This window comes from Rhodococcus sp. WS3 (assembly GCF_003797085.1).
Lineage (GTDB): Bacteria > Actinomycetota > Actinomycetes > Mycobacteriales > Mycobacteriaceae > Rhodococcus_F > Rhodococcus_F globerula.
Genome location: NZ_RKMA01000003.1, coordinates 86,666 through 103,972 on the forward strand (window position 1 = coordinate 86,666; position 17,307 = coordinate 103,972).

The window sequence follows — 17,307 nt, forward strand, 5'->3', positions numbered from 1 at the left end:
TACCTACCCGATTTGTTCGACCACAGCTGATCAGGCGTGTTCTGGTGGAGTGAATTCCGTTGTCCGGGCCATACCCGCTGCCCGGCCTTTCGCGGAAATCACCAGCGCCATCTTGCGACTTGCCTCGTCGATCATCTCGTCGCCGAGCATCACGGCTCCCCGCCCACCGCCGGCCGCGGAGGTGTGGAATGCGTAGGCGTCCAAGATCAATTCAGCGCGATCGTAATCTGATTGCCTCGGGCTGAACACCTCGTTGGCCGCTTCGATCTGAGTCGGGTGCAGTACCCATTTGCCGTCGAAACCCAATGCTGCAGTGCGGGCAGCGCTGCGCGTGAACGCCTCGACGTCACGAATCTGGAGGTACGGACCGTCGATGGCCTGAACCCCGTGCGCCCGCGCAGCCATCAGAATGGTCATCAGGATGTGGTGATAGGCGTCACCACGGTCGTAGCCGTCCGGCTGCTCTCCGACCACCAGGGTGCGCATGTTCAAACTCGCCATGAAATCTGCCGGCCCGAAGACCAACGCCTCGACCCGCGGGCTGGCCGTGGCAATCGCATCGATGTTGGTCAGGCCGATCGCGTTCTCGATCTGGGGTTCGATGCCGATTCGTCCCACTTCGAGGCCGTTGGCCTTTTCCACCTGAGTCAACAACAGATCAAGTGCCTGCACGTGGCTCGCATCGGGAACTTTGGGCAGCAGAATCGCGTCGAGGTGAGCACCCGCCCGGCCGACAACCTCGACAACATCGGCGTACGTCCATTCGGTGGTCCAGTCGTTCACCCGAACCACCTTGACCTGCTTGCCCCATCCGTCCTCGGCCAGCGCGTCACCGACGGCTTCGCGTGCGGCCTGCTTCGCCAACGGTGCGACCGCGTCTTCGAGGTCGAGGAAGATCTCGTCGGCCGGCAGTCCCTTTGCCTTGTCGATCATCTTGCGACTGCTGCCGGGAACGGCGAGAACTGATCGGCGGGATCGGTTACGTGATGTCATCTCTTTTGAGTGCCCTTCAGAGGTATCGACTCGTACGTTTTCGGCGTCTCTGTTGCAGATAATGACGCGTGAGGAATTAGCCTTGCAATCATGGCAGCAGCAGGCAAGGTATTTGCAGCCAGGCTGGCCGGCCTGGTTGTCCTCGGCCCCGACGGTGAGTCGATCGGGCGAGTGCGTGACGTCGTGATCACCGTCCGCATCGGACGCCAGCAACCGCGGGTGCTCGGTTTGGTGATCGAAATGTTCACGCGCAAACGCATTTTCGTGCCGATGTTGCGTGTCACCGCGATCGAACCGGGTGCCGTCACACTGACGACCGGCAATGTCAGTATCCGGCGATTCACCCAGCGCCCCGGCGAAGTTCTCGCTCTTGCACAGGTACTCGATTCACATGTGCGAGTGGACGACCCGGAGTTGACCGAACTCCACGGCGTCGACGCCGTTGTTGTCGATCTGGGTATCGAATCGAGGCGCACCCGCGATTGGGTGGTGTCGAAGGTGGCGGTCCGTGGCCATCGCGGACGCCTGGGTCGCCGGGCCGCGATCCACATCGTGGACTGGCAGCACGTTGCCGGCCTTACCCAGAGTGACCTGTCACTGCCGGGGCAGGGCGTCGCCCACCTGCTGCTGCAGTACGAGGGCATGCGTCCGGCCGACGTCGCCAACGCGATGCGTGAACTTCCGGAAAAGCGCCGACACGAGCTAGCCGTAGCCCTCGACGACGAGCGTCTCGCCGACGTCGTGCAGGAACTACCTGCCGACGATCAGACCGATCTCCTCATGCACCTCGAAGTGGAACGGGCGGCCGACCTCCTCGAGGCGATGGACCCGGACGACGCCGCCGACCTACTGGGCGAGTTGCCCGAAACCGAGGCGGAATCGTTGCTGCAGTTGATGGACCCGCAGGACTCGGAACCGGTGCGCCGACTCCTCGAACACTCCCCCGATACGGCTGGTGGTTTGATGACGCCGGAACCAGTGGTGCTGACGGCGTCGACCACGGTGGCGGAAGCTCTCGCCCGGGCCCGCAATTACGACGTCACGCCCGCGTTGTCCAGCATGGTATTTGTCGTGCGCCCGCCGACGGCCACGCCGACCGGACGCTACCTCGGGTGTGTTCATCTGCAGAAGTTGTTACGTGAACCGCCGGCGAGCCTGGTCGGCGGAATTCTGGACAGCGACCTACCCAGTCTCGGCGCCGACGATTCGCTTGCTGTCGTGACGCGATACTTCGCGACGTACAACCTGGTGTGCGGACCGGTGGTGGACGACGAGAACCACCTGATCGGCGCGGTCACCGTCGACGACGTTCTCGATCACCTTCTGCCCGAGGACTGGCGCGAAGACGATTCCGACGACGAGGGGTTGGTCCGATGAGCGATCGGTCTTCCAGCGCCCGTCAGCGCCTAGAGACTCCCCGTGGGAGTCGGCGGTTCCACATCGACTTCGATGTCGAAGCGGTGGGCCGGGTCAGCGAGCGTATTGCGCGTTTCCTCGGCACGGGTCGCTACCTGGCGATTCAGACGATCATCGTCATCGTTTGGATCGCACTCAATGTCTTTGCGGTCAGCTTGCAGTGGGATCCCTATCCGTTCATCCTGCTCAACCTGGCGTTCTCGACGCAGGCCGCGTATGCGGCACCGTTGATCCTCCTGGCCCAGAATCGGCAGGAGAACCGAGACAAGGTCTCGCTCGAAGAGGACCGGATTCGCGCCGAACAGACCAAAGCCGACACAGAGTTCCTCGCCCGGGAACTCGCTGCTCTGCGTATCTCCCTCGGCGAAGTCGCGACTCGTGACTATCTGCGACGCGAACTCGACGAGATCAAATTGCTCCTCACCGCCGAACACGAACCGCCCCAGAAGAAGAAGCATCGCGAATCAGGTTCCTCGAAAAAGAGTCTCGACAGCCGGGATTCTTAGCTGAGGGTTTACTGAGTTTTGCTGCATAGACCGAGACCGATATGTAACGTAAGTCACAGACTCTTATATATATCGGTGGGTACTCCGAACCCGGGCTACCAGCAAAGGGGAATCGTGCGCGTACGAGGATTGATCGCAGCGTCCACGCTACTGGGGGGCCTACTCGCGGCCACCGGACCGGCAGCCCTTACCGCAGGTAGTGCCCCTGCAACGGGATCACCGATACCCATTGCACTCGCAGGTAACGCCGTGAACGCAGCGGACAGCCCCGATTTCCTTCCGACACCTCGCACGGTGCGAACGCAACGATCGGCACCACCGAGCACTACCGCAGCAACCACCGCACTGGACCCCGCAGCCGCAACAGTTGTCCTGACCTCACTTGGCATCCCCGAGATCGTCCTCAACGCCTACCGCTCCGCGGAACTGGTGATGATGACGGAGGCACCAGGCTGCGGCGTCCCGTGGCATCTTCTGGCCGGCATCGGCCGAATCGAATCGGGCCATGCCAACGGTGGACGCACCACCTCCGTCGGCACCACTGTGACGCCGATCTTCGGCCCGGTGCTGGACGGCCGCCTGGCCGGCAACCAGATCATCACCGACACCGACAAGGGCCTGATCGACGGCGACCCGACCCACGACCGCGCCGTCGGCCCCATGCAGTTCATTCCGTCGACGTGGGCGCACTACGCCAGTGACGGCAACGGCGACGGTGTTACCGATCCCAACAACGTGTTCGACGCGGCACTCTCGGCGGCCAAATATCTCTGCAGCGGCGGGCTCGATCTCCGCAACCTCGATCAGGAGACCAAAGCCGTTCTCCGATACAACAATTCCGCGGCATACGCCGCAAACGTCATCATGTGGTCGACGGCGTACAAGAGTGGAGTCCTCCCGTCCGGATCGCTGCCGTACACCGGCGGAATCAACACCGGGAGCATCAACGCCGGTAGCTCCGACGCCACGTCGACTGCGGCCATTCTCGCTGCTGCGGCGGCAGTCGATCCGACGGCCGAGAAGAAGGACGGCGATCAGGCAACGGCCGCAGCTACTCCCGCGCCACTACTCCCCGGCCTGCCTGACATGCCGGCACTCTCGCCGGATCTCCAAGCGCTGATCCCACCCGGAGTACTCCCCACCACACCGAACCCGTCAGCACCCGGGCTGGCCTCACCCGCCGCGCCCGGTCCTGCCACCACCCCACAGGCTCCGACCGGACCGATCATCCCACTGCCCGTACTCACGTCACGCGGCCTCGTGTGGCCGATTCTGACGCCGACAGGCTGGACGTGGCCAGACGACATGTGCGTGATCCTCCCCGATCCCGTAGCGCTCGCTCAGTTGCAGCCGGGAATCCACCTGCCGTGCGCCGTTCCGACAGCCGAGGCGTCGGCGACCATGCCGGCCCCCACCACCGATGCCACGACAACAACTCCGTCCTCCGTCCCGGCGACTACATCCGACGCCGCGCCCGCTGCCGTGGCGCCCTCACCCGCTGCCGCACCGGCACCCGCGCCCGCGCCCGCACCACTGCTGCCGGGTTTGCCGTTCATGCCCGTCGCATAACGGTCACGTCGCGATAACGCTCGCGCCGGAAAAATCACGATTGAACTGCGTCGACGGCACAGATCTGCCCACTTAGATCACGGTTGAGTAACGGAAGTGCAACAAATCAGGTAGCCTCGATTCCGTCATTGAACGGAAAACCCCGATTTCGGGGTCCAGGAGGCAGTAACAGTGGGTCGGCACAACAAGAAGACAGATTCGCACATCCGTCGCAACTCGGTCATCGCGCTTTCCGGCCTCATTCCTATCGGTTTGGTTACAGCAGCGAACTCCGCCGGAGCGGCATCCGATATGCCTTTCGTCAATGCCGCCAGTGCCGAAACCGCCGTGGGGTCACTCGAGACCCCGGCCACGCAGGAGCCGCAAGCTCAGATCCTTCCCGTCGCCGACCTGGCCGCAGCGCCGGTAGTTGCCGAGCCCGCCCCGCTCGCACCGGTCCAGGCCACACCCCCACTGCCCGCTTCGATGGCCGAAGGCGCCCTCGGCATCCCCAGCGTGAGCGTCGCCGCCTATCAGAACGCCGAGCGCATCCTCGCTGTCGAGAACCCCACCTGCAACATGCAGTGGACCCTGATGGCAGGAATCGGCCGCGTCGAATCCGGCCACGCCCACGACGGCAAGGACGCCGACGCAAACGGCAACCTCTTCGAACCTGTCATCGGACTGCCCCTCAACGGCAGCCTCCCCGGCCAGGCCGTGATCATGGACACCGACGGCGGCGCACTCGACGGCGACACCGTCTACGACCGCGCAGTCGGCCCGATGCAGTTCATCCCGTCCACGTGGACGCAGTACGCCGGCGACGGCAACGGTGACGGCATCTCCGATCCGCAGAACCTCTTCGACTCGGCACTGACCACCGGAAAGTACCTGTGCGACGGCGGATTGAACATGCAGGACCTCACGCAGGCTGCCAAAGCAATCCATCGCTACAACAACTCGGCTGCCTATGTCGCCAACGTCCTGGCCTGGACTGCCGGTTACTCCACCGGCATCGTGCCCGCCGCATCGGACCTGCCTCGCATTCACTGATCTGCCGACACCTACCATGGAGTCATGTCCGCACTGACCGAGTCCGACGTTCGCTCCGCGCTCGCGCGAGTTCTCGACCCTGAGATCCGCAAACCCATCACCGAATTGGGGATGGTCAGGAACATCACGCTCGCGCAAGACAACAGCGTCGACATCGGGATCTACCTCACCACCGCAGGGTGCCCGATGCGCACCGAGATCACCGAGCGCGTCACCAAGGCAGTTGCCGACGTCGCCGGTGTTGGTGCCATTCGCGTCGAACTCGACGTGATGGACGACGCGCAGCGCACGGAACTTCGCAAGTCACTGCGCGGCGACTCCGCCGAACCGGTGATCCCCTTCGCCCAGCCCGGCTCCCTCACCCGTGTGTACGCCGTCGCCTCCGGCAAGGGTGGCGTCGGAAAGTCCAGTGTGACAGTCAATCTCGCGGCGGCACTAGCAGCACGCGGCCTGTCCGTCGGTGTTCTCGACGCCGATATCTACGGTCATTCCATCCCTCGTATGCTCGGCACCGACGCCAAGCCAACGCAGGTCGAAAAGATGATCATGCCGCCCGTCGCGCATGACGTGAAGATGATTTCCATCGCCCAGTTCACTCAGGGCAACACCCCGGTCGTATGGCGTGGCCCGATGCTGCACCGCGCGCTGCAGCAGTTCCTGGCCGATGTCTTCTGGGGCGATCTGGACATCCTTCTGCTTGACCTTCCGCCGGGAACGGGTGACATCGCCATCTCGGTGGCCCAGCTCATCCCGAGCGCCGAGATTCTGGTGGTCACCACGCCGCAGCAGGCAGCCGCCGAGGTTGCCGAACGCGCCGGTGCCATCGCACTACAGACGCGTCAGCGTGTTGCGGGCGTCGTCGAGAACATGTCGTGGCTCGAACTGCCGGACGGCACCCGCATGGATGTCTTCGGAACGGGCGGCGGCCAGACGGTATCCGATCGCCTCACCAAGGCAGTCGGCGCGAAGGTTCCGCTGCTCGGCCAGATTCCGCTCGATCCGTCGGTTCGTGAAGCCGGCGACGCCGGCACGCCGATCGTGCTGAGTGCACCGGAGAGCGCTGCCGCGAAGGCATTGACGGAGATCGCGGACAAGTTGGCCGTCCGTCAGCGCGGACTCGCCGGAATGTCGCTCGGCATCAACACTGTGCGCAATATGTAGCGGGTTGCGCTCAGGTTGCGTCGAGGTCGACCGGTGGACGCTCTCCGGCTGCGAGAGGCTTGTCCTTCGTGAGTGACATCGGTTCCTGAGCGCCACTCTGGGGCTTCACACCGCTGCCGCCCTGGGGCTTGACACCGCTTTGGGACTTCTTGTCGAAGTCTCCGGTGAAGAGGGAGTCGTCTCCGTCGAGAAGATGCTGGGTGATCACAGCGCGCGGGGTCATCCCGCGCAGCTTGTTCAGATCTGCGAGTGGTTTACGCAGATCCTCGAAGTCGGTGCCCAGTTCTTCCTTGAGCTGATTCTGGGCTCCGGAAGCATATTCACGTACCTGCCTCAGTGATCGTGTAACCCAGGAGACCGCGCCCGGAAGCCGCTCAGGTCCCAAAATGACCAGAGCCGCTACGAGGAGGATCATGAACTCGCCCCAACCGATGTTGCCAAACACAGGGCAAGCCTACTGTGTGTCCGGTTGTTGCGCGCAGGTCCGGATCAACCTCACAGCAACCTCGTAGGTTCTCTCAGTCCGAAACCGGCGTGACCGATATGTCTACCTGGCGTCCCTCGCGGATCAACGCGACGTTGACCGGCTGACCGATCGACGCGGCGTTGACCGCCACAACAAATTCGTCGGCGCCTGTCACTTGCCTGTCCCCGACCTTGACGATGACGTCACCCTCGACGATTCCGGCCTGTTGCGCCGGGCTTCCGTCACGGACATTGGCGACCGCAGCACCACTGGTGGCGTCGTTGACGACGGTGCGAACATTGACGCCGATATCCGGGTGGCGTACCGAACCGTCACGGATGATGGCCTGCGCCACCTCGGTGACCGTGTCGATCGGGATCGCAAAACCGAGACCGACGGAACCGCCCGATTCGCTGAGCATCGCGGTGTTGATGCCGATGACGCGGGCTTCCGCATCCACCAGGGCGCCACCGGAATTGCCGTGGTTGATGGCTGCATCCGTCTGGACGGCGTCGATCACCGCGTTGGTATCGGTGCCCTCTCCGGACAACCGCAACGGGCGATTCAGGGCGCTGACGATTCCGCGTGTCACAGTCTTACTCAGTCCCAACGGAGAACCGACGGCCACGACGTCGTCACCCACCTGAACGTCTTCGGAGCGCCCGAGTTGTGCAACCGTCAGATTGCTCGCCGACACCTTCAGTACCGCGAGGTCCGTCTTCACGTCGCGGCCGACAATCTGAGCGTCGGTCTTGGTGCCGTCGGAAAAGATGACCTGGATCCGAGCGTTCTGGGCCGGCGGAGCGGCCGAGGAGATCACGTGGTTGTTGGTGACGATGTATCCCTTGTCGTCGATCACGACGCCCGAACCGGTGCTTCCCTGATCCCCGACGGCAACTTGGATGGAGACAACGGACGGCAGCACCGCGTCGGCGACCTTCGCGACGTCGGATTGCGGCTGTTCACCACCGCCGGATTGCACCAACGTGACGTGCGAACTGGTGAGGGAACTTCGGTCGGCAGTGATCACCGTCGCGAGCAGCCCGCCCACCAGGGCAATCACAAGTGCCATTCCGGCGAGTGCAGCCAGCGCGGATGGCGCGACCTTACGCCCGAACAGTACGTCTCGGACATCGAGTTTCGGTGCGGGAGGCAAACTTTCGGGTTGGGTTTCCTGCGCGGGTGAACCAAGAGCCACCGACGACGCCGGATCACGCCACGGGTCGTTCGGGACTTCGTCTTCGGGTTCGGATTCCGTGTCGGCTTCGGGATCACGGCCGATGGATTCCGTGGCGCCCTCGGGGCGACCGAACGCCTCTGCGAGAACCGGATCGGGCGAACCGACTACAACACCGGGCGTCTGCACGCTCCGGGCAGCTGCCTGGGAGAAGGAACCGTCGACGCCGCTCGGCCTACTGAATGCCTGCTGCGACGCCGGATCGATCTGCGGCCGATACACCGGGCGGGGTTCCAGAACAGGCGCGTCTGCCGGTCGATCCACCGAACCGTTTGCCGAAGTAACCGAACCGTTCGCCGAAGTATCGGTATCCACGCCGGAATGCCCCCTCTGTCCGTCAGTCACGCGTTCCAGTATCACTGATCGGCGGATGCACGGCGTCGCTGACTGGGCCGAAAGGACAGGTCATTTACGCCAGCGGCGTGAAAGGCGTTTGCCGATCGCGCCGAAACCGGCGTCCGATCCCGGTGAGGTATCGGCAGTATTGGTGGTGCAGGTCGGAATTGCGCTGAGCAGTCCGACGAGCGACAGTGGCATCGTCATCTCGCCGCTCCGCCGGAGCGCACCACGGGCCTGTTGCTGTGCATCGACCGCAGCCGTGCATTCAGCACACAGGGAGATGTGGTGTGAGGCCCGAAGATAGGCCTGCATGCGAAGTTCTCCGTCGACGTAGGCGGCAATTGCCTCACTTGCCAGGTGTTCGGTCGAACCGAACTGGCGGGGTGCCCGCGCCTCCGTCATTCGTCCCTCCAGATGATTGACCAACGTTCCCCCGTCAGACGCCGACACGTTCGGAATCACCGGCGCGTTGTGCTGCTGCCAGATGATCGCGAATCGCTTGTCGTCCACGGTGGATACGGCTCCGAACCGTTCCGAGCTTGACTCCCAGTGTGGCACCGATTTCCTCGTACGACAGACCTTCGATGTCACACAGCACAACAGCGGCACGGAAATCCGGTGCCAAGGAGTCCAGTGCGGCCTGAAGATCGGCGTCGAGACGGGCGTCGTGGTAAATCTGCTCGGGGTCCGGACCGGCTGACGGTACGCGGTCGTAGTCCTCCGGGAGCGCTTCCATGCGGATGCGGTTGCGTCGGCGAACCATGTCGAGGAACAGGTTGGTCGTGATGCGGTGCAGCCAGCCTTCGAACGTGCCCGGCTGGTAGTCGGAGAGGGAACGGAACACACGAATGAACGTGTCCTGGGTCAGATCTTCTGCGTCCTGCGCGTCGCCTGACAGGCGGTACGCAAGGCGGTACACGCGGTCACCGTGTTGGCGGACGAGTTCGTCCCACGACGGCATGGCCGACTTCTCACCCGTTGCGTCGAAAACAGCAGTACCGATCAATTCGGAATCCACAGCCGATTCCGTCGTCATTACTTCCGACTCTCGAGGGCGAGGCTCGTCGTTGATCTGGAAAATAAGTGGATCCTCCTGGTCTTTTCGCACCGCGCGGTCAGCTCACGTGATGATTCGAACAACCGAACACCGAGGCGTTTTGTTCCCGGATCACCTTTGATCAGCTCATCCATCGCCGCCGGATGTTCCGTGCACTTCCGGCGATGTAGATACCCTCTCGCACCGCGGTGTGCATGCCATATGAAGAGGCTGAGGGATTCCTGAGAATCTGTCAGGGTGCGCGCCTTGCAGCGTCAATGCGACCGGCCCGATAACCTCATGAGCGTGACCCACGCCGAACAGATACTCCGCCACGTCGAGGACGTTGTTTCCGAGGACGAGATTTTTACCGCGGCGCGGGACCGAGCGTTGGACCTCGGCACCGCACCCGTGACGCCCGCAGTCGGCGCGACACTGGCGATGTTCGCCCGCATGCTCGGCGCGAGGACGGCGGTCGAGGTCGGTACAGGAGCCGGTGTGAGCAGCCTGTGGTTGCTGCACGGTATGCGCGACGACGGTGTCCTGACCACTATCGACAGCGAACCCGAGCATCAGCGCGCAGCCAAATTGACGTTCCGTGAAAGTGGAATCGCTCCCGCTCGCACCCGGTTGATCAACGGCAATGCACTCGACGTGTTGCCGCGCCTCGCCGACGGTGGATACGACTTGGTCTTCGTCGATTGCACCCCGGTCGATCAGCCGCACTACGTGCGTGAAGGTATCCGGTTGCTGCGTCCGGGCGGTGTGATCGTGCTGCACGACGCTCTTGCGGGTGGTCGCGTCGCAGACCCGTCGGCCCGTGATGCCACGACGGTGGCCGTCCGCGAAGCCGCCAAGGCCATCGCGGACGACAAGCGTCTGGTTCGGGTGTTGCTTCCGCTCGGTGAAGGACTGCTCTGCGCCAGCAAGATCTAGCCTCTAGCTAGATCCAGACACCCTTACCGATTGCGACGACTCCACCGGAGCTGATCGCAAATCGTTCGCGGTCTCGTTCGAGGTCGACGCCGATGATTTCGCCGTCACCGACAACAACGTTCTTGTCGAGGATGGCTCGGCGCACGACTGCTCCCTTACCGATGCGCACTCCTGGCATCAGGACGCTTCCTTCGACGGTGGCGCCGTCCTCGATCATCACGTTCGAGCTGAGAACCGAGTTGCGCACCGTGGCGGCGGACAGGATCGATCCGGCGCCGACTATCGACTCCTGAGCGAGGCCGCCCTTCACGAACTTGGCCGGTGCCAGGTTCTCGGTGGCGCCGCGGATGGGCCAGCGGCGGTTGTACAGGTTGAAGATGGGGTGGACGGAGACGAGGTCCATGTGTGCGTCGTAGAAGGCGTCGAGGGTACCGACGTCGCGCCAGTAGCCGCGGTCGCGGTCGGTTGCTCCTGGAACGACGTTGTCCTTGAAGTCGTATACCGAGGCTTCGCCGGCTGCGACGAGGGCGGGGATGATGTCGCCGCCCATGTCGTGATCGGAATCGGAGTTCTCGGAGTCTGCGCGGATGGCGTCGACCAATACCTTCGTGGTGAACACGTAGTTACCCATGGAGGCAAAGGTGGAATTGGGGTCGTCTGGGGTGCCGGGCGGATGAGCCGGCTTCTCGAGGAACTGCGTGATGCGCCCCGACTCGTCGCTGTCGATGCAACCGAAGGCAAACGCCTCACTGCGCGGCACCCGGATACCTGCGACGGTCACTCCCGCACCGGAGTCGATGTGGTGCTGCACCATCTGCTCGGGGTCCATGCGGTACACGTGGTCGGCGCCGAACACCACGATGTACTCGGGGTCTTCGTCGTAAACGAGGTTGAGCGACTGCAGGATTGCGTCGGCGCTGCCGGTGTACCAGCGCGGCCCGAGTCGCTGCTGCGCCGGGACCGGGGTGATGTACTCACCCGCAAACCCGGACAACCGCCACGTCTGCGATATATGTCGGTCGAGTGAATGCGACTTGTATTGCGTGAGCACACAGAGACGCAGATAGCCCGCGTTCACCAGGTTGCTCAACACGAAGTCGATCAGTCGATAGGCGCCGCCGAACGGCACCGCTGGTTTAGCTCTATCCGCCGTCAGCGGATAGAGACGTTTGCCCTCGCCCCCGGCGAGGACGATTCCAAGCACATGCGGCTGGCTTCTCACACGCTTAACCTATCCGCACTCCGGTAGTCCCGCTAGCGAAGCGGTCCGCGACACTCTCGAAGTGCGCCGGCCGGTAGCCGGATCGACCACGGGCGGTTAGGTTTAGCCGGTGCGAGTCGCGATGATGACCAAGGAATACCCACCGGAGATCTACGGCGGTGCAGGCGTGCACGTCACCGAGCTGGTCGCTCAGTTGAAACGGCTCGTCGACGTCGACGTTCACTGCATGGGAGCGCCGCGCGACGACGCGATCGTCCACTCCCCCGATCCCGCGTTGGACGGCGCCAACCCCGCGTTGACAACGCTGTCCACCGAGCTTCGGATGGCTGCGGCCGCAAGCGGTGTCGATATTGTCCATTCCCATACCTGGTACACCGGACTGGCCGGGCATCTGGCGTCGGCGCTCTACGACGTCCCCCACATTCTGACCGCGCATTCGCTCGAACCCCGGCGTCCGTGGAAGGCCGAGCAGTTGGGCGGCGGCTACCGCGTCTCGTCGTGGTCCGAGCGCACGGCCGTGGAGCATGCCGACGCTGTCATCGCGGTCAGTGCCGGGATGCGCGCCGACGTCCTCGACGCGTACCCGTCGCTCGATCCCAGCCGTATCCATGTGGTTCGCAACGGGATCGACACGAGTGTGTGGCATCCCGGTCCGGCCGGAACCGGCGAAGCGTCTGCGTTGACGGCGATCGGCGTCGATGTCAGCCAACCGATCGTGGCGTTCGTCGGCCGCATCACACGTCAGAAGGGCGTCGGCCACCTGATCGCGGCGGCACACGATTTCGACCCGTCCATCCAGCTTGTCCTGTGTGCTGGCGCTCCCGATACACCGGAAATAGCGGCCGAGACGGAGCAGGCAGTAGCGGCCCTCGCCGCGCACCGCGGCAACGTATTCTGGGTTCGCGAGATGCTGCCCACCGAACAGATCCGCGAAATACTTTCGGCCGCAACAGTCTTCGTTTGCCCGTCGGTGTACGAGCCGTTGGGGATCGTCAACCTCGAAGCCATGGCCTGCGAAACCGCTGTTGTCGCTTCGGATGTGGGCGGAATCCCCGAGGTGGTCGACGACGGCGTGACCGGGCGACTCGTCCACTACAACGCGTACGAGCCTGCTGCCTTCGAGGAATCCTTGGCCGCGACGGTCAACGAGGTTGTTGCCGACAAAACGGGTGCCGACGCGATGGGGCGGGCCGGCCGGGTCCGCGCCATCGAGCATTTCTCGTGGGCCGAGATCGCCAGACAAACCATCGACGTCTACGACGACGCGATCAGACGCCGCGGTTGACCTTGCGGTAACTGGAGATCGTCGCAGACGCGGTGATCGGTGTGAGTTCGGGCAGTTCCGCTACCGAGGCTTCGAGTTGCTGCGCCGTCAGGTGCCGCGCGGAAGGCCCCATGCCCACCAGATCGAGAACCTCGTCGTGGGTTAGGTGCATGGTGAACTCGACGCCCTCGGAGTGTTCGCGCTCGAACAGTCCGGCCATGGACGATCCGAGCCGTTCCACTTTCTTGTCGTCTACGCGAACCATGCCGAGCAACTCGATCAGCTCACGCAGATGCCTGTCCGTGGGCGTCAGAACCACGAGAACGCCCTCGTCGGCCAGAACGCGGTGGGACTGCTCACCGTTGCGCGGTGCGAACACACAGAGCACGTGAGAGAGCACGCCGTCACGAATCGGCAGGGGCTGCCACACGTCCGCGACGATCGACCCGATTCTGTCGTGGACCTTGGCTGCTCGCCGGGCCGCGAATTTCGAGACGTCGAGGGCGATTCCCCGAGAATCCGGGAGTCCGCTGACCACATGCTCGAGATATTGTCCTGTGCCGGAACCGATTTCAACAATCCGCGCCGGGTCGACACCCCCTGAGCGAGCACACGCCGCCGTAACCGCTTCCATCAGCGGATCAAAATGCCCACTACCGAGCAGCCTGGATCTGGCCGCAATCATCTCGGCGCTGTCGCCGGTGAATTTGGTGGACCCACCGCTGATCAGGGAAACGTAGCCCTGCCTGGCGATGTCGAATCGGTGGCCTCGGGCACATTCGAGGGCGCGGTCGATCAGATCGAGTTCAAGACTGCACTGCTGGTCCACATAGCACTGCGGGCACGCCAGCAGATCGATCACTTCGGCAAGCACACAACTGCCCTTCCGGCTCGACTCGTACACGCGCCCAGACCAACACACACTTCAGGCCCCGCACCGAAGATCGGTTGCGGAGCCTGGGTGCATTTCCTACCTGGACCCGACTAGCTGGTGACGTTTGTAAGTTCCACACCCAGCGCAGCAGCTTCATCCGGGGTCAGCTCGACGACAAGGCGTCCGCCACCCTCGAGTGGAACCCGCATGACGATTCCTCGTCCCTCTTTGGTTGCTTCGAGGGGACCGTCCCCGGTCCGGGGCTTCATGGCCGCCATCCTCTGCTCCCTCCAGATCTGCGCTGCACTTCACTGCGCGTCGACAAACGGTGCGCCCCGCCAACGATCAGCGAGGCTCGTAGCCTCCATTGTTCCCTATCCGCCCCGGAACCGGGAATCTGAGTCACATTTACGCGTGTCCGCACTACTACGGCACTACCGGTGGAACCCAACATTCGGCAATGTGATCGTCAACCATTCCGGTGGCCTGCATGAGCGCATATGCCGTGGTAGGGCCGATAAACTTGAAGCCAAGCCGTTTGAGTTCCTTGGCCATGGCGGTTGATTCTTCGGTGATAGCGGGAACGTCTGCAATTGAAGCGAGTCGTGCGGTGCGGCGGGGCGGTGCAAACGACCAGAGCAACGCATCGAGATCCAATTCCGGTGAATTCACGAGAACTCGCGCATTGGAAATTGTTGCCTCGATTTTGGCCCGATTGCGAATTATCGAGGAATCCGCGAGCAAGCGGTCAACGTCCGCTTGGCCGTATTCGGCGACTTTCCCGGGAACAAATCCGTCGAAGGCCGATCGGAAAGCCTCACGCTTTCGCAAAATCGTGATCCACGACAATCCTGATTGAAATGCTTCGAGTGCGAGTCGCTCGAACAAAGCGTCGCGACCGTGGAGGGGTTGCCCCCATTCCTGGTCGTGGTAATCGCGGTACAGCGTGTCTCCAGGTGATTCGATCACCCAGTCGCAGCGAACAATTCCGTCAGACATCTTGCGGGCGCTCACTCACGGCCGCCGCCGCCGAGTCACTCACGGCCGCCGCCTCCTGGCCCTCCACTTCTGGGGCAGCATCCGATCTTGCTTCCAATTGCGCACGGAGAGAGTCGATTTCCATCCCGAGCCGATGCAGGGCCCAATCCACTTCACTGGCCTTGTACCCGCGCAGAACCTGCTGAAATCGCAATGCGTCGACGTCGGCGCTTGTCACGCCTTCCGCGGGAAGCACCGCCGCTGTGGTGCCGGGAGGAAGCGGCGGCAGTTCTTCCGAGCGCCCGAATACAGCACTCGCGGCAAGGAAAATCATCCCGCCGACAAGCGCCATGACAATCAGGTACAGGAGGATCGTCAACATGACCCGATACTCCCATACACGTTCCGCTGCGGTCAGACCCCCGCGCTGCGGATAATCGAATTCATCGGCGGACGGTCGAGCAACGACACCTCGGTGGTAGCCGGTGCAAACGAATCACCGTCGACCAGGAACTGCGTCAATCCGGCGCCGGAATCCTCGATGCCACAGCGCCGCAGCATCGTCCCGATGATCTGCCGACTCATCACGCCCAGATCGGCAAGCGGCCGATTACGGTGTTTCCGGACACCGAGATTGACCTGACCGATCGCGCTGAGCCCCAGGGTGTCGTAGGTATCGAGCAACAGCCCGATCTCGACTCCGTAGCCGGGTGCGAACGGCACGGCGGAGAGCAGCTCCCGGGTTCCGGCGTACTCACCGCCCAGTGGTTGCAGAACGGCCGTGAGTTCTGGTCGCAGGGCAGCCAGCATCGGCCGCGCCACCAACTCGGTGACCCGCCCACCACCGTTGGCGTCTTCTGTCCCGCTGACGCGCAACGGACGCCGGTAGTACCCCTTCACCAGGTGAATACCGTCGACGGTGAGCAATGGACCCAACAGCTTCGGAACAAACGCCGGGTCCGGATTGATGAGATCGGAATCCACGAACGCGATCAGATCACCCGTGGTGGCCGCGATGGAGCGCCACAAGACTTCGCCCTTGCCGGCTGCGGGAGGGAGCGACGGCACCGCAGACTCGCGGCTGATCACCCGTGCGCCTGCGGCCCGTGCCCGCTTCGCGGTGCGGTCGGTAGACCCGGAATCTAGGACGACAAGTTCGTCCACCAACCCGCCGAGCAACGGATGAATGGTGTCGACCACCGATGCGACGGTCTCCTCCTCGTTGAGCGCCGGAAGCACCACGGAGACGGTACGGCCTGCTTTGGCTCGCTCGAGTTCCTCGACCGTCCAACTGGGGTGATCCCAACTGTTGGCTTCGGACCACGTGCGCGTGGACCCAGTGCCGGTAATGCTCATGCCAGCCCCCGAACTGTTCGAACAGGGGCGCGTCGGCCCTGAATTGCCGCCACCATGTCGACCACGCGGCGCGTAGATGCCACCTCGTGCACCCGGAACACTCGGGCACCGCCCGCCGCGGCCATTGCTGTCGCTGCCAATGTTCCCTCCAGCCTCTCGGAAAGCTCTACCCCCAGAGTCTCCCCGATAAAGTCCTTATTGCTCAGCGCCATCAGCACTGGCCACCCGGTGTTTACAAGAATGTCCACTTTTCGCAACAACTCGAGCCCGTGAAAGGTGTTCTTGCCGAAGTCGTGGGTCGGATCGATCAGAATCGCATCGCGTGGCACGCCTAATGCAAGGGCTCGTTCGGCGGCGGTGACAACCTCGCTCACCACATCGGCAACCACATCGGTGTATCGGACGCGGTGCGGACGCGTCCGCGGCACCGCACCGCCGGTGTGTGAACACACGATGCCCGCACCGGTTTCAGCAGCGACCATCACCAATTCCGGATCGGCGCCGGCCCAGGTGTCGTTGATCAGATCGGCACCTTCCTTACGCGCGAGACGGGCGACGTCGCTGCGCCACGTGTCGATGCTGATCAACAAATCCGGGAACTTGTCCCGGATCGCCGCGACAAAGGGAATGACGCGCCTGATCTCCTCGTCGGTGTCGACCAGATCGCCGGGGCCGGCCTTCACTCCCCCGATATCGACCAGGTCGGCACCTTCGTCGACCGCTCGATCCACCGCAGCCATCGCGGCAGAATCCGAGAACGTCGCACCTTGGTCGTAGAACGAGTCGGGTGTTCGGTTGACGATCGCCATGACCAATGCACGGTCGACCGCGACCGGTCGACCGCACAGAGTGGGCGCCGGATCTGACTGCGCGGATGAACCGGCCAATGAAGACATGCCTTTCATACTGGCATGACGGAACG

At 63.3% G+C, this 17,307-nt stretch carries 19 protein-coding genes; 7 read left to right on the plus strand and 12 right to left on the minus strand.

What is annotated here, in order from left to right; all coding sequences use genetic code 11:
• Positions 1–30: 30 nt before the first annotated feature.
• A complete protein-coding gene (locus EEB13_RS21465; RefSeq protein ID WP_033234427.1) occupies positions 31–993 on the minus strand; it encodes an HpcH/HpaI aldolase/citrate lyase family protein in 963 nt (320 codons plus the stop codon).
• 90 nt (positions 994–1,083) lie between these two features.
• Between EEB13_RS21465 and EEB13_RS21470 the strand changes: the two genes are divergently transcribed.
• The 5 genes from EEB13_RS21470 to EEB13_RS21490 all read left to right on the plus strand — a co-directional run bounded on the left by EEB13_RS21470 (position 1,084) and on the right by EEB13_RS21490 (position 6,677).
• Positions 1,084–2,370 carry a magnesium transporter MgtE N-terminal domain-containing protein gene (locus EEB13_RS21470; RefSeq protein ID WP_141486249.1) on the plus strand — a complete coding sequence of 429 codons (1,287 nt, stop codon included), beginning with the start codon at positions 1,084–1,086 and terminating at the stop codon, positions 2,368–2,370.
• Positions 2,367–2,915: a DUF1003 domain-containing protein gene (locus tag EEB13_RS21475; protein ID WP_045069506.1), complete on the plus strand. Its 549-nt coding sequence runs from the start codon at positions 2,367–2,369 to the stop codon at positions 2,913–2,915. The genes EEB13_RS21470 and EEB13_RS21475 overlap by 4 nt, the downstream gene beginning before the upstream one ends.
• A 75-nt stretch (positions 2,916–2,990) precedes the next feature.
• The gene (locus EEB13_RS21480; protein ID WP_261984612.1) at positions 2,991–4,484 is read left to right on the plus strand and encodes a lytic murein transglycosylase; all 1,494 of its coding nucleotides are present in this window, start codon (positions 2,991–2,993) and stop codon (positions 4,482–4,484) included.
• A gap of 171 nt (positions 4,485–4,655) precedes the next feature.
• Positions 4,656–5,516 (plus strand): lytic transglycosylase domain-containing protein, encoded by an 861-nt coding sequence (locus EEB13_RS21485; RefSeq protein ID WP_092807244.1) that lies wholly within the window; start codon positions 4,656–4,658, stop codon positions 5,514–5,516.
• Between the two features lie 24 nt (positions 5,517–5,540).
• The gene (locus EEB13_RS21490) at positions 5,541–6,677 is read left to right on the plus strand and encodes an Mrp/NBP35 family ATP-binding protein (protein WP_033234431.1); all 1,137 of its coding nucleotides are present in this window, start codon (positions 5,541–5,543) and stop codon (positions 6,675–6,677) included.
• 10 nt (positions 6,678–6,687) lie between these two features.
• Here EEB13_RS21490 and tatB read toward each other — a convergent pair whose 3' ends face one another.
• The 4 genes from tatB to sigE all read right to left on the minus strand — a co-directional run bounded on the left by tatB (position 6,688) and on the right by sigE (position 9,755).
• Positions 6,688–7,122, minus strand: a complete 435-nt coding sequence (gene tatB / locus EEB13_RS21495) for a Sec-independent protein translocase protein TatB (RefSeq protein ID WP_033234432.1) — start codon at positions 7,120–7,122, stop codon at positions 6,688–6,690.
• A 73-nt stretch (positions 7,123–7,195) separates the two neighbouring features.
• Positions 7,196–8,695, minus strand: a complete 1,500-nt coding sequence (locus EEB13_RS21500) for a S1C family serine protease (protein WP_095888539.1) — start codon at positions 8,693–8,695, stop codon at positions 7,196–7,198.
• A gap of 90 nt (positions 8,696–8,785) precedes the next feature.
• Positions 8,786–9,121, minus strand: coding sequence for a hypothetical protein (locus EEB13_RS21505; RefSeq protein ID WP_033234600.1), 336 nt, complete (start codon positions 9,119–9,121; stop codon positions 8,786–8,788).
• Positions 9,122–9,155: 34 nt separating this feature from the next.
• Positions 9,156–9,755: an RNA polymerase sigma factor SigE gene (sigE, locus tag EEB13_RS21510; RefSeq protein ID WP_033234434.1), complete on the minus strand. Its 600-nt coding sequence runs from the start codon at positions 9,753–9,755 to the stop codon at positions 9,156–9,158.
• Between the two features lie 300 nt (positions 9,756–10,055).
• Between sigE and EEB13_RS21515 the strand changes: the two genes are divergently transcribed.
• Positions 10,056–10,691, plus strand: a complete 636-nt coding sequence (locus EEB13_RS21515) for an O-methyltransferase (RefSeq protein WP_045069498.1) — start codon at positions 10,056–10,058, stop codon at positions 10,689–10,691.
• Between the two features lie 7 nt (positions 10,692–10,698).
• Here the strand turns inward: EEB13_RS21515 and glgC are convergent, their stop codons facing one another.
• Positions 10,699–11,913: a glucose-1-phosphate adenylyltransferase gene (gene glgC / locus EEB13_RS21520; protein WP_033234436.1), complete on the minus strand. Its 1,215-nt coding sequence runs from the start codon at positions 11,911–11,913 to the stop codon at positions 10,699–10,701.
• A 109-nt stretch (positions 11,914–12,022) separates the two neighbouring features.
• On the opposite strand from glgC, the gene glgA reads away from it, so the two are divergent.
• A complete protein-coding gene (gene glgA / locus EEB13_RS21525; RefSeq protein WP_033234437.1) occupies positions 12,023–13,198 on the plus strand; it encodes a glycogen synthase in 1,176 nt (391 codons plus the stop codon).
• Here glgA and EEB13_RS21530 read toward each other — a convergent pair.
• From EEB13_RS21530 to folP, 6 genes are all read right to left on the minus strand, one after another.
• Entirely contained in the window at positions 13,182–14,051 is an 870-nt protein-coding gene (locus EEB13_RS21530; protein WP_045069494.1) for a putative RNA methyltransferase, read from the minus strand. The genes glgA and EEB13_RS21530 overlap by 17 nt on opposite strands.
• Positions 14,052–14,161: 110 nt before the next feature.
• A complete protein-coding gene (locus tag EEB13_RS21535; RefSeq protein ID WP_003945169.1) occupies positions 14,162–14,329 on the minus strand; it encodes a DUF3117 domain-containing protein in 168 nt (55 codons plus the stop codon).
• 148 nt (positions 14,330–14,477) lie between these two features.
• Complete coding sequence (locus tag EEB13_RS21540; RefSeq protein ID WP_095888537.1) at positions 14,478–15,050, minus strand: DNA-3-methyladenine glycosylase I; 573 nt, start codon at positions 15,048–15,050, stop codon at positions 14,478–14,480.
• The gene (locus EEB13_RS21545) at positions 15,043–15,411 is read right to left on the minus strand and encodes a DivIVA domain-containing protein (protein WP_141486250.1); all 369 of its coding nucleotides are present in this window, start codon (positions 15,409–15,411) and stop codon (positions 15,043–15,045) included. Before EEB13_RS21545 ends, EEB13_RS21540 begins: the two co-directional genes overlap by 8 nt.
• A gap of 32 nt (positions 15,412–15,443) precedes the next feature.
• Complete coding sequence (locus EEB13_RS21550) at positions 15,444–16,385, minus strand: glucosyl-3-phosphoglycerate synthase (protein WP_033234441.1); 942 nt, start codon at positions 16,383–16,385, stop codon at positions 15,444–15,446.
• On the minus strand, positions 16,382–17,281 hold the full coding sequence (gene folP / locus EEB13_RS21555) for a dihydropteroate synthase (RefSeq protein ID WP_141486251.1): 900 nt from the start codon (positions 17,279–17,281) through the stop codon (positions 16,382–16,384). The genes EEB13_RS21550 and folP overlap by 4 nt, the downstream gene beginning before the upstream one ends.
• Positions 17,282–17,307: the final 26 nt, after the last annotated feature.

Bases quoted from the DNA above. Each gene is read 5' to 3' on its own strand.
- EEB13_RS21465 (WP_033234427.1), bottom strand. From the start codon at position 993: ATGACATCACGTAACCGATCCCGCCGATCAGTTCTCGCCGTTCCCGGC.
- EEB13_RS21470 (WP_141486249.1), top strand. From the start codon at position 1,084: ATGGCAGCAGCAGGCAAGGTATTTGCAGCCAGGCTGGCCGGCCTGGTT.
- EEB13_RS21475 (WP_045069506.1), top strand. From the start codon at position 2,367: ATGAGCGATCGGTCTTCCAGCGCCCGTCAGCGCCTAGAGACTCCCCGT.
- EEB13_RS21490 (WP_033234431.1), top strand. From the start codon at position 5,541: ATGTCCGCACTGACCGAGTCCGACGTTCGCTCCGCGCTCGCGCGAGTT.
- EEB13_RS21505 (WP_033234600.1), bottom strand. From the start codon at position 9,121: ATGACGGAGGCGCGGGCACCCCGCCAGTTCGGTTCGACCGAACACCTG.
- sigE (WP_033234434.1), bottom strand. From the start codon at position 9,755: ATGACGACGGAATCGGCTGTGGATTCCGAATTGATCGGTACTGCTGTT.
- EEB13_RS21515 (WP_045069498.1), top strand. From the start codon at position 10,056: ATGAGCGTGACCCACGCCGAACAGATACTCCGCCACGTCGAGGACGTT.
- EEB13_RS21535 (WP_003945169.1), bottom strand. From the start codon at position 14,329: ATGGCGGCCATGAAGCCCCGGACCGGGGACGGTCCCCTCGAAGCAACC.
- EEB13_RS21540 (WP_095888537.1), bottom strand. From the start codon at position 15,050: ATGTCTGACGGAATTGTTCGCTGCGACTGGGTGATCGAATCACCTGGA.
- EEB13_RS21545 (WP_141486250.1), bottom strand. From the start codon at position 15,411: ATGTTGACGATCCTCCTGTACCTGATTGTCATGGCGCTTGTCGGCGGG.
- EEB13_RS21550 (WP_033234441.1), bottom strand. From the start codon at position 16,385: ATGAGCATTACCGGCACTGGGTCCACGCGCACGTGGTCCGAAGCCAAC.
- folP (WP_141486251.1), bottom strand. From the start codon at position 17,281: ATGTCTTCATTGGCCGGTTCATCCGCGCAGTCAGATCCGGCGCCCACT.